Genomic DNA, 12493 nt, shown 5'->3' on the forward strand with positions numbered 1-12493 from the left:
ACAAGCAAGGTCAGGAGCGTCCGGCGCATTCCACGCACAGAGCTTCTCCATACGAGAAGTCCTGAGTATCTTCACTTTCATTAAGCCACCTCTTCCAACATATCTTTTTTCATATTACGTTTTTTCTCTTCCACCACCCGGCGATAATCACGCGGATAGACCTTGACGAATTGAGGCAATACGCGCTCCCAGTCATCAAGGATTTTATGGGCGACGCTACTGCCCGTGTAATGCAGATGATCTTCAATGAGGGATTTCAGCAAGGCCGCATCCTCGTCTTCATCGACAGGGACCAGGTCCACCATTCCCTGATTGCAATGAATATCAAAGTCCTTGTCGCGGTCCAGAACATAAGCGGCTCCGCCGCTCATGCCCGCCGCAAAATTCCGCCCCGTTTTTCCAAGGATCACGGCGACGCCTCCGGTCATATACTCGCAACCGTGATCGCCCACGCCTTCCACCACCGCATGCGCGCCGCTGTTGCGTACGCAGAAACGTTCCCCGGCAACGCCTCGGAAAAAAGCCGAACCCGCAACTGCGCCATAAAGCACCACGTTGCCAATCAGAATATTGTCTTCGGGAACGATGGGCGATTCCGGCGGCGGAGCGATAGTGATTTTACCGCCCGACAATCCCTTGCCCACATAATCGTTCGCGTCGCCCGACAAATGAAAGGTCACGCCCGGCGCAAGAAACGCTCCGAAACTTTGCCCCGCCGATCCCTTGAAATTCACTTCAATGGTGTTTGGAGGCAGGCCCTGTTCGCCAATGCGCGTCGAAATCTCATAACTCAGCATCGCGCCAACCGCGCGATTGGTGTTTCGTATCGGCAAGTTCAAGCGCACTTCAGACGGATTCGTCTGTATGGCTTTCTCGCATTCGCGAATCAATTGATGGTCGAGCGCGCCGTCCAGATCGCCGCTCAGATCCTGCTTCGTCACGTTGCGAATGGCGACGCTATCGGCGACTTTGGGTTTGTGAAGAATTTTTGAAACATCGACGCCGTAGGCTTTCCAATGTTCAACCGCCGTCTCGCTTTCGAGCCATTCCACGCGACCGATCAAATCCGAAAATTTACGAACCCCCATTTCCGCCATGATCTCCCGCACTTCCTGTGCGATGAACTTGAAAAAATTGACGACGTACTCCGCATCCCCATTGAATTTCTCGCGCAATTTCGGATCCTGAGTCGCGATACCCACGGAGCAGGTATTGAGGTGACATTTACGCATCAGGATACAGCCCAGCGTAACAAGAGCGGTCGTGGAAAAACCAAACTCATCCGCGCCCAGCAAGGCGCCGATGACCACGTCGCGTCCGGTTTTCAATTGCCCGTCGACCTGCACGCGAATTCTGCCGCGCAGATCGTTCAAAATCAAAATCTGTTGCGTTTCCGAAAGCCCCAATTCCCAGGGCAGACCCGCGTGTTTGATCGAAGTCTGCGGAGACGCGCCCGTGCCGCCGTCGTGTCCGCTGATGAGCACGCCCTCGGCATGCGCCTTCGATACTCCCGCGGCAATGGTGCCGACGCCCGCTTCGGAAACCAGCTTCACGCTGACGTCCGCTTTCGGGTTGGCGTTGTGCAGATCAAAAATCAACTGCTGTAAATCTTCAATTGAATAAATGTCATGGTGCGGCGGTGGCGAGATCAACGACACGCCGGGCGTGGAGTTGCGTAACTTCGCAATATACTCCGACACCTTGTGCCCCGGCAACTGTCCGCCCTCGCCGGGCTTTGCGCCCTGCGCAACCTTGATCTGCAATTCATCGGCGTTTGCCAGATAATAACTGCTGACGCCAAAACGACCGGACGCCACCTGTTTGATTTTACTTCGGCGCAGATCGCCGTTCGCATCAGGTTTGAAGCGCACCGGGTCCTCGCCGCCCTCTCCCGTATTGCTCTTGCCGCCAAGCCGATTCATGGCGATCGCCAGAGTCTCATGCGCTTCGCGGGAGATCGAACCGATCGACATCGCGCCGGTGCAAAAACGTTTGGTGATCTCTGAAACCGGCTCCACCTCTTCAATGGGAATCGCTTTGCCGGTTTTGATTTTCATTAAACCGCGTAAGGTCGCCTGACGCGCGCTCACTTCATTGGAATGTTTGGAAAACTTTTTAAAGGTCGCATAATCGTTGGAGCGCGTGGCGTGTTGCAACAATGCGATCGCATTGGGATTCAACATATGCTTCTCTTCGCCGCGTCTCCAATAATAATTGCCGCCGGCTCCTAGCATAGCCGCTTTACCCGAGTCGGGATAAAACGCCCGCTGATGCCGATCCAGAGTCTCGCGCGCGATCACATTCAGTCCGGCGCCATTCACTCGCGAGGCCGTGCCGGTAAAGTATTTGGCAATCACCTCGTCGGCAAGACCCACAGCTTCAAAAATCTGCGCGCCGCGATAACTCTGAATGGTCGAGATTCCCATCTTCGCGATGATCTTGAACAGACCCTTGCGCGTGGAGAGGATAAAATTTTCCAGCGCCGTTTGCGGATAAACGCTCTTCACATAAATTTTTTGTCGGGCGATTTCCAACGCCGTCTCATAAGCCAGATAAGGATACACCGCGCCCGCCCCGTAACCGATCAATAAAGCAAAATGCATCATCTCGCGCGCTTCGCCGGTTTCGACAACGATTCCAACCCGGGTGCGCGTCTGCTCTCGAAGCAAATGATGATGAACCGCCGCCGTCGCCAGCAAACTAGGAATCGGAGCATTCTCCTTGTCCATACCGCGGTCGCTTAGAATAAGAACCGTCGCGCCATCGCGTATGGCCTGCGATGCGCTCTCGCACAAACGCTCCAGACCTTTTTCCAGACCGCCCTCGCCCTCGCTCGCCTTGAACAACATCGGCAATTCCACCGATTTGATATATGGAATCTCCAGCGAACGGATTTTCTCCATTTGTTCCAGAGTGATGATCGGGTGCTTGATTTTCAGTTTTCCGCAATGCTTGCCAGACTCGGTCAGAAGATTTTCTTCCTTGCCGAGGGTGATCTCCATCGACATGACCAGCTCTTCGCGAATGGAATCGATCGCGGGATTGGTCACCTGAGCGAACAATTGCTTGAAATAATTGAACAGGATTTGAGGTCGCTCCGAAAGCACCGCCAAAGGCGTGTCGTTACCCATCGACCCTGTGGCCTCCGAACCGTTGCTCACCATGGGACTCAAAACAATCTTGATATCCTCCGCCGTGTAACCAAACGCCGTTTGACGTTGCAAAAGATCGTCCAGATTGGCGGACAATTTCACGCCATCGCCGGGAACATCCTCGACATTGACCTGATTTTCAGCCAGCCATTCACCGTAGGGGTTTTTACCCGTGATTTCCTTTTTGATCTCCTCATCGGCGATGATGCGCCCCTGTTTCATATCCACCAGAAACATTTTTCCCGGCTGGAGTCGCCCTTTGTGAATGATGGTCGACTCATCAATCGGCAAAACACCTACTTCAGACGCCATGACCACAAGGTCATCCTTGGTCACAATATAACGCGACGGGCGCAAACCGTTTCGATCCAGAATTGCGCCGATCATGTCGCCGTTGGTGAAAGCGATGGAAGCCGGCCCGTCCCAGGGCTCCATCATCGACGCATGAAATTCATAAAAATCCCGCTTCGCGGCATCCATCGTTTCATGACCGCTCCAGGGTTCCGGAATCATCATCATGATGGAATGTTGTAAGGATCGTCCCGTCATGGCCAGCAATTCCAGTCCCTGATCAAAATCCGCTGAGTCGCTCCCGCCTTCCGCGATCACCGGAAGTATTTTTTCAATTTCCTTGAAATGCGGCGACTCAAACATCGATTCGCGCGCGCGCATCCAGTTCTTATTGCCTCGAATCGTATTGATTTCTCCATTATGCGCAATGAAGCGGAAAGGCTGGGCGCGTCCCCATGAAGGAAAAGTATTCGTGCTGTAACGCGAATGCGCCAGCGCCAACGCCGAAGTCAGATTCGGATCGGTGATATCAAGGAAATAAGTTTTCACCTGCGGAGCCATCAACTGCCCCTTGTAAACGAAGGTCCGGCTCGACAAACTGACGATGTAAAAACTGTCGTTATCGATATTCAAACCTTCGCGACGAACCGCATTGGCGACCCGTTTGCGAATCACATATAATTTTCGTTCAAAATCAATTCCAGATTTCACGTTGTCCGGAGCGCCGACAAACACCTGACGGATTTCCGGCTCGACATTACGCGCCGTTTGCCCGATCGTTGTGTTGTCGACAGGAGGCTTGCGCCAGCCCAGAAGGATCAACCCCTCTTCCTTAACAACCTGATCGAGAAGAGCCATGCGCTTTTCCGTATGCGCATCGCGACGCGCGAAGACCAGACCCGAGCCATAACGTCCCTCCTCAGGAAGGTCGATGCCCAACTCTTCACATTTGATTTTAAAGAACTGATGCGGCAACTGAATCAGCAATCCCGCGCCGTCTCCCGTCAACGGGTCGGCGCCGCAAGCCCCACGATGTTCCAATTTAGTGAGTAATTCGAGTCCCTGCAGGACGATGTCATGAGATTTCTTCCCCTTCATATGGACAACAAAGCCCACACCGCAGTTCTCATGCTCAAAATTCGAATCGTAAAGCCCCTGATTGACTGGATATGACATAGTTACTGAACCTGGATATTGTTTAAAATCATTCTAAAGATGAGACTTCTTTAGCTGAACTGAAGCTAAATAGCAAATTTTATACCTTCAGAAATAAAGGCTTGAAATCAAACACTTAATTCAAGCCTTATAAAAAAGAGTATATTTTATACACATATTCGCGCATAAAATCAACATTCTACACTCAGCGATAGCGCTGTCAAATCACACCTGAAACGCTTTCATGAAAGCTGATTGACACAAGCCGGGCGCCCAGACGCAAAAAAACTTCAGGCAAAGGCCAAAAAGTTAATGAAACGCATTTGGCAAATGGTTACAATAACATGTTCGGCTTTTCAGAAGCCATCACCTTTTATAAATCCATTCCCAATCAACGTTTACAGCCGCATCACTCTGGCTGAAAAAAGTTCACGTCTCTACAGGGGCGCGACTGATGGCAATGGATTACGCGTTTATTCTGGAGGTAGATGATGATTGTTGAAGAAGTGATGACTACAAAATTAATCACGATATCCGAAAACGACACCCTGTTGCAAGCGCAACAGCTAATGGTCGAGAAATCGGTTCGTCATCTACCTGTTGTTAAAAAACGGAAGCTACTAGGTATTATCACAGAAAGTGATATTCGTAGCGCATTTATTTTTGACGGGCGGACCACAGACCTCGACGAAGAGGTCCCGGTGAACCCGGCAAAAATGAAAGTCAAAAACTACATGACGAAGGAACCGCTGACGGTTTCTCCCGAGACAAATATCGAAGATGCGGCTCTGATCATCTATCGAAATAAAATCGGGGGCTTGCCTGTAGTTAAAGACGACAAACTGGAAGGCATTATTTCCATCATCGATATGCTGGGACTGTTCATCGACATGATGGGCATTCTGCATGGGAGTTCGCGCATCGACGTTCTAACGGATAAAAGTCAGAAGTCGCTCGACAAGGTCTCCAAGATCATAAACGACCATGGATTGAATATCATTGCTACGGGAATCGAGCCTTTCCCTCAGGACGACAAAAAACAAATCTGTTTTTTTCGAGTGGATTTGTGCGAAACGGAGCCAATCGTCGTCGACATCGAGAAAGCCGGGTTCAAAGTACTCGACGCCATCGATTGACGCACGACGCACCGCCGCGCCAGCGCCCGCTGATTAACAGATTTTCAAATACACTACATACATAGAAGGTCTATCATGACAAAAGAAAATATCATTATTTTTGACACGACATTACGCGACGGGGAACAATGCCCCGGCGCCAGCATGAATATAAAAGAGAAGATGGAAATCGCGCGTCAACTTGCCCTGTTGAAAGTCGACGTGATCGAAGCCGGTTTCCCGATCGCATCGCCGGGAGATTTTGAAGCGGTCAAACAGATCGCCGAAGAAATCCGCGGCGCGTCCATCGCCGGACTGGCGAGGGCATTGGAGAAGGACATCGAATCGGCGGCGCGCGCGCTTGAAAAGGCGGAGAAACCTCGCATTCACATTTTTCTGTCCACGTCCAAATCGCATCGCGTGCATATGGTCCACAAGGCCAAAGCCGAGATCATAGAGATGGCGCAAAAGTCTTTGGCCTTTGCCGGCAAGTTTTGTAGCGATCTCGAATTTTCACCCATGGACGCCTCGCGCACTGAACCGGAGTTTCTTGCGGAAGTCGTTGAAGCCGCCATCGACGCCGGAGCAACAACGATCAATATTCCCGACACGGTGGGTTATGCCATCCCCGATGAGTTTGGACGCTTGATAACCTATTTGAGGGAGAAAGTTCCAAACATCAAAAAAGCGGTCTTAAGCGTGCATTGTCACAACGACCTCGGCCTCGCCGTCGCCAATTCCCTCGCCGCAATTCAGGCGGGCGCGCGTCAGGTGGAATGCACCGTCAACGGCATCGGCGAACGCGCCGGAAACGCCTCCATGGAAGAAGTGGTGATGGCGCTGAAAACGCGCAAGGACTTTTTTGGAATTTCTACGGACATCGACACGCAACACATCATGACCTGTTCCAAAATGGTCAGCAGTTTCACCGGCTTTTACGTGCAACGCAACAAAGCAATCGTCGGCAAAAACGCCTTCGCCCACGAGTCCGGCGTGCATCAGCACGGTTTCCTCAAGCGCAAGGACACCTTTGAGATCATGAATCCCAAGGAAGTCGGCGTCGAAGAATCGGAGCTGGTGATGGGCAAGCACTCCGGTCGCAACGCCCTGCAATTCCGCATCAAGGAAATGGGATATGAGTTGACCAAGGAAGAGCTGGACAAAGTCTTCAATGAGTTCAAGATTCTTGCTGACGATAAAAAAGAAGTGTTCGAGGAAGACATCCTGACGCTCGTGCAGAAAGTGATTTTCACTGAAGAAACGATTCGCAACTGGAAGGTCAGTTCCGTGCAAACGCATACCGAGACTGGGCGCAAGCCCAGAGCGCAGGTGGCGCTGTCTGATTTCAGCGGCGAGGTTCATTCCGCTAACGCGGAAGGCGACGGCCCGGTCGATGCGATCTGCAACGCGGTCGACAAGATCACCGGTTTGAGTTGTAAACTTCTGGACTATCAGGTGATGTCCAAGACGCGCGGCACTGACGCGCTCGGCGAAGTCACCGTTCAAACCTCTTATCAGGACAAGAAGGCTCTGGGCAAGGGAGCGGGCGTCAACACCATTGAAGCCAGCGCCGAGGCCTACGTCGACGCGGTCAACAAACTGATTCGCAAGGATCAGATGGGCCAGGCGCAGAGGGAAGAATTCCCAGGACCTTGAGCCCATGTCGATTCACGCCCTAGATTCATGAAAGACGACCTGTTCACCCGGGCGACCCCTGAGAAATTTCAATTCAACGAGGCGGTCGCCCGGGTTTTTGACGATATGCTCGAACGGAGCGTTCCCCTGTACCGGGAATGCCTGACGATGACCGCGGAATGGTGCCGGGCGCTCGCAAAACCGCATTCGCGCATTTACGATCTCGGTTGCTCCACCGGAACCCTGCTCGATCTGCTTTCGCAAACCGGAGCGCTCCCGCCATCGGTGGAACTCATCGGCGTGGATAATTCCCGCCCGATGATCGAACGGGCCCAAAAAAAACTGTCCGCTCAGGCGAGGTCATTCCAGTTCATTGAGGCCGATCTCAGCCAGCCTTTTGCGCTCGAAAATGCCAGCGTCGCGATTCTCAACTACACCCTGCAATTCATTCCCCCCGACACGCGACTCAAACTCCTGAGCCAAATCTGTACCGGCCTGCTCCCCGGCGGAGGTCTCGCCATCATCGAAAAAATCAAGGGCGAAACGGCGGAAATGGACGCTCATTTCATCGCCATGCATCACGAATACAAACGCCGACGCGGTTATTCCGAACTGGAAATTTCCGCCAAACGGGATGCGCTGGAAAATGTACTCATCCCCTGGACGCTCACAGAAAATCTGGCCGTGTTGAAAAAAGCCGGATTCTCTCAAATCGACGTCTTTTTTAAGTGGAATAATTTCACCGGACTCATTGCATTGAAATAGAAACTAATGTATCTTTTCAAAAGCGTTTTTTTTATGATTCGACCCTGTTTATTGAGGAGGCCGTTGGAATGCCCCATTACGATTACACTTGCGAAAAATGCAAAAAAGATTTTGAAGTCGAAATGAAAATTTCCGAGGTGGACAAGAAGAAAATTTCTTGTTCCCACTGCGGTTCCGCCAAAGTCTCTCGCAACGTGACCAACGCTTCCTTTACCAGCGAAAGCATCAACCGATACGTCTGGAAACAAGACTGACCTCTCCCATACCTATGCTAACTCACGTCAAAACAATACCTAAAAAAGTACCGGGCAAGATCGGCGAACTGGTTCAGTTCCCCATGCAACGCATTCACATTGAATTAACCAATGTGTGTAACTTTGACTGTACTTTCTGCCCCAAGCAGGAGATGACCCGCAAGTACGAGTACATGGACTTCGACAAGGTCTGCGGCATCATCGACGAAATCGCCGAATACAATATGGCGGAGAAGATCACTTTCCATATCATGGGCGAGCCTTTCATGCACCCGCGCTTTTTTGACATTTTAGAGCATGCGGCGAGTTTGGGCGTGAAAACAGGCGTGACCACCAACGGCACCTACCTGAACGAAGAAATTGCAAAGAAGCTGGAAACCGTAACGGTTTCGCAAATGAATATTTCCCTGCAAACGCCGGACGCCGAGTCTTTCAAGACCCGCAAGGCGCGACGCATGGAGTTCGACGAATATCAGCAAAAGATACTTGAATTCATCGCGGCCTGCCTCAAGCAGAAGGAACCGCCGAAGATCAAAATGCATTTTCTGAACACGACCATACAAACCGACGTTCCGGGAGAAGACTGGTCGCTGGGAACCATGAAGGTCATCAACAACACGCAGGAATTGCGCAACACCTTCACTTACTGGGCCAATGAACTTCATAAGATCAGCCCGCCGAGTTCCGACCAGGCCCGCACGGAAGTTCTGGATAAAATCCAGAAGCTGTCTGCCTTCAAGTGGAATGTCGTGCAGGTGGTTCCCAATGTCTATTTTGAAACCTATATTCTCGACACCTGGGGCAACGCCTTTGTCGGCGACAACGTGGTGCCATCCAAAGTAGGCTATTGCAGCGCCCTGACCGATCACTTCGCCATCCAGTGCAACGGCAACCTGTCATACTGCTGTAAGGATTTTGACGGCAAGACCACGGCAGGCAATGTTTTTGAAAACCCCATCGTCGATATTTTGAATTCCAAACCTATCATCGACGCCATTGAAGGCTTCAAAAACTTCAAGGTTGTGCATCCCCATTGTCAGAAATGCCTTGGCGGAAGCACCTGGTTGAAATCTTTGGGAAACCAGATTGGCTCCATCGTTATCTGGAAATTTCTAAAACCCTTCTTTTACAAAAAGAACTGAACTACAAGTATCAACGACGTTAAAAGAATAGAAATTTGCGCTCCTGTTCTGCATAGAAAACTGTGGACTTTTGTCGCGTTTTGACTAAAATAGCGTCTGACCTCAGGGTTTCATTCATCGGGATGTAGCGCAGCCTGGTAGCGCACTTCGTTCGGGACGAAGGGGTCGGAGGTTCAAATCCTCTCATCCCGACCAATACCTTCGTTATATAAAACAAGGTTTTACAACAATTCCACCGACCAGGGATTTCGCGATTGGTTCCACCCTGCACAAAAATTGCACAAGCATCAGAAGCCTTTGTTTTTTTAACCCGCTCTTTTTAAATTTTCCATAGCGCCCACCCGCCTTTCGATTTCAGATAAAGGCCGCTCCACAGCAAATTCATCTAATGTTTTGCTCTTTTTCAGCCGCAGTGAATAGCATATAGATTGGTTCAATCCAGCTCTCACCATCCAGGAGTTTCTCATGCCAGCCGCCAAAACGATTACATCCAACACCAACCAGGATCTTTCAGGTGACAAACAGGTGGTTCCTTATTTCTGGATCAAAGCCATCGCTGCCGCAGTCAGTGGAGGCGCCATTCCAGGCATCATCTTTTACTTTCTCATGTAAGAAGCGCAACACTTCTCGTGTCGCATGGGAATGCGATCACAGAAAACTTCAATTCCTCGAAGCATCGATACCCCCCTGCCTCACGGGCTTTTCCAAGCCTGCAAAATTTCTCTGCAAAAATCATTTAAACTATCTATAATATCCTCATAAGCTTAATTAATCCTTAGAGAGAGGCTTGATGATGGATCAAATTAGAGATTTCATGAGATCTTCAATTGTTAGCGTAGATAAAGACACTACATTGGTCGAATGCGCAGTTCAACTCGTTGAGCAAAAAGTCAGCTCCCTCTTGATCACCAACAATGGAGAGTATGAAGGAATTGTCACCCCTAAAGACATCGTCAGGAAAGCCATCGCTAAAGGTCTCGATCCAAAAACCACTCTGGCCCATGCGGTCATGTCCTCCCCGATATTGGGCATGGAGTATTACCTCCCGCGTGAAGAAGCTCACGAATACATGTTGCGGCACAAAATCAAACATCTTGCGGCGACGGATAATAAGAAAATTATCGGTATTCTGACCTTCAAAGATATGACGCGCTGATCCGCCCCGGCGGTATTATTTTAAGACATCATCATAAAACCTTCGACAGGTTCGAAGGCTTAGCCACCTCTGTTTTCTCTTAAATCACACAGACAATACAATTAGAATCCCACGGCTACGCGCCGGCGGGGTTCCATGATTAAAGGAATAGTTCATGAAAGCATCGGACCTGTTTGTTAAATCCCTTGAAAAAGAAGACGTCGAATATATCTTCGGAATCCCCGGAGAAGAGAATCTTGATTTTCTCGAGTCATTAAGAAACTCGAAAATCAAACTCATACTCACTCGACACGAACAGGCCGCAGGATTCATGGCCGCAACTTATGGGCGGCTCACAGGCAAAGTCGGCGTGTGCCTCTCCACGCTTGGCCCAGGCGTCACCAATTTCATCACGGCGGCGGCCTACGCCCAATTGGGAGCCATGCCCATCCTCATGATTTCCGGTCAAAAACCCATCAAAAAAAGCAAGCAGGGTCGTTTTCAAATACTCAACGTCGTTGAGATCATGCGCCCCATCACAAAATTCACCCGACAGATCGTGCATGGGAACAATATCCCCGTCGCCGTCCGCGAGGCCATTCGCCTGGCCCAGGAGGAACGGCCCGGAGCCGTCCACCTTGAGTTGCCTGAAGACATTGCCGCCGAAGATTGCACAAGCCAGCCCCTTGAAATCATAGAATCCCGGCGTCCCTTCTCCGATTCCAAGATCGTAGATCAAGCCGTCGAAATGATACGCAAAGCGACCCGCCCCCTTCTGCTCATCGGCGCCGCCGCCAATCGCAACCGCACCTGCAAGGCGCTGGCAAAACTCGTTGACAAAAGCGGACTCTATTTTTTCAATACGCAAATGGGCAAAGGCGTGATCGACGAACGCCACCCGAAATACCTGGGAACCGCCGCGCTGTCCACACAGGACTATATCCATTGCGCGATAGACCGCGCCGATCTAATCATCAATGTCGGACATGACGTGATCGAGAAGCCGCCGTTTTTTATGGAAGTCGGCGGCGCGCAGGTGATCCATATCAATAATTTTGCCGCCCAGGTCGACGAGGTGTATTTCCCTCAACTCAACCTGGTCGGAGACATTGCCCACAGCATTCAACAAATTTCCAAAAAGCTCAAACCTTCGCCCAACTGGAATTTCAGCTATTTCGAGCGCGTTAAAAATGAAATCGAAGCGCATATCGAGCTGAAAAGCGCGGACGATCATTGCCCCGTCATCCCGCAATACCTGGTGTCTCAAGTCAGAAAAGTCATGCCAGACGACGGCGTCATCGCCCTCGACAACGGCGTCTACAAGATCTGGTTCGCGCGCAATTACAAGGCCTACAAACCCAACACCGTCCTGCTCGACAATGCCCTGGCGACCATGGGAGCCGGGTTCCCCTCGGCGATGGCGGCAAAAATCGTCAATCCCAAGAAGAAAGTCATGGCGATTTGTGGCGACGGCGGATTCATGATGAACTCACAGGAAATGGAAACGGCGGTTCGCCTCAAGCTCGACATCGTTATCCTGATCCTCAGGGACGACGCCTACGGAATGATTAAATGGAAACAAGCGGGCATGGGCTTCCCTTATTTCGGGCTGGATTACGGCAATCCCGATTTTGTTGAATACGCCCGTTCATATGGCGCCGAAGGACATCGGATCACATCCTCGGCGGAACTCGCGACGACGATGGACAAGTGCCTCAAGTCCAAGGGCGTGCATCTGATCGAAGTCCCGGTCGACTATACCGAGAACGAGCGCTTCCTCACAGAAGAACTCAACTCCCGCATTTGTCTGCTGTGATTCGAAGAATTAACGCCTGTTTCCGCTCCCGTT

At 51.0% G+C, this 12493-nt stretch carries 9 protein-coding genes and 1 tRNA gene; 9 read left to right on the forward strand and 1 reads right to left on the reverse strand.

Annotation, left to right across the window (positions count from 1 at the left end; all coding sequences use genetic code 11):
- Positions 1-80 precede the first annotated feature (80 nt).
- Entirely contained in the window at positions 81-4619 is a 4539-nt protein-coding gene (gene gltB / locus G3M78_12805) for a glutamate synthase large subunit (GenBank protein ID QPJ66225.1), read from the reverse strand.
- A 467-nt stretch (positions 4620-5086) separates the two neighbouring features.
- Between gltB and G3M78_12810 the strand changes: the two genes are divergently transcribed.
- From G3M78_12810 to G3M78_12850, 9 genes are all read left to right on the forward strand, one after another.
- Positions 5087-5734: a CBS domain-containing protein gene (locus G3M78_12810; protein ID QPJ66226.1), complete on the forward strand. Its 648-nt coding sequence runs from the start codon at positions 5087-5089 to the stop codon at positions 5732-5734.
- A 75-nt stretch (positions 5735-5809) separates the two neighbouring features.
- Positions 5810-7369 (forward strand): 2-isopropylmalate synthase, encoded by a 1560-nt coding sequence (locus G3M78_12815; protein QPJ66227.1) that lies wholly within the window; start codon positions 5810-5812, stop codon positions 7367-7369.
- A 27-nt stretch (positions 7370-7396) separates the two neighbouring features.
- The gene (gene cmoA, locus G3M78_12820; GenBank protein QPJ66228.1) at positions 7397-8113 is read left to right on the forward strand and encodes a carboxy-S-adenosyl-L-methionine synthase CmoA; all 717 of its coding nucleotides are present in this window, start codon (positions 7397-7399) and stop codon (positions 8111-8113) included.
- Positions 8114-8181: 68 nt separating this feature from the next.
- A complete protein-coding gene (locus tag G3M78_12825; protein QPJ66229.1) occupies positions 8182-8367 on the forward strand; it encodes a zinc ribbon domain-containing protein in 186 nt (61 codons plus the stop codon).
- Positions 8368-8381: 14 nt separating this feature from the next.
- Complete coding sequence (locus G3M78_12830; GenBank protein QPJ66230.1) at positions 8382-9509, forward strand: radical SAM protein; 1128 nt, start codon at positions 8382-8384, stop codon at positions 9507-9509.
- A 118-nt stretch (positions 9510-9627) separates the two neighbouring features.
- Positions 9628-9704: transfer RNA gene (locus G3M78_12835), tRNA-Pro, on the forward strand.
- 270 nt (positions 9705-9974) lie between these two features.
- Positions 9975-10121 carry a hypothetical protein gene (locus G3M78_12840; GenBank protein QPJ66231.1) on the forward strand — a complete coding sequence of 49 codons (147 nt, stop codon included), beginning with the start codon at positions 9975-9977 and terminating at the stop codon, positions 10119-10121.
- Between the two features lie 202 nt (positions 10122-10323).
- Positions 10324-10665, forward strand: coding sequence for a CBS domain-containing protein (locus G3M78_12845; protein ID QPJ66232.1), 342 nt, complete (start codon positions 10324-10326; stop codon positions 10663-10665).
- A gap of 154 nt (positions 10666-10819) precedes the next feature.
- Positions 10820-12460 carry an acetolactate synthase large subunit gene (locus G3M78_12850; GenBank protein QPJ66233.1) on the forward strand — a complete coding sequence of 547 codons (1641 nt, stop codon included), beginning with the start codon at positions 10820-10822 and terminating at the stop codon, positions 12458-12460.
- Positions 12461-12493: the final 33 nt, after the last annotated feature.

It is taken from the genome of Candidatus Nitrohelix vancouverensis, from assembly GCA_015698305.1.
Taxonomy (GTDB): Bacteria; Nitrospinota; Nitrospinia; order Nitrospinales; family VA-1; genus Nitrohelix; species Nitrohelix vancouverensis.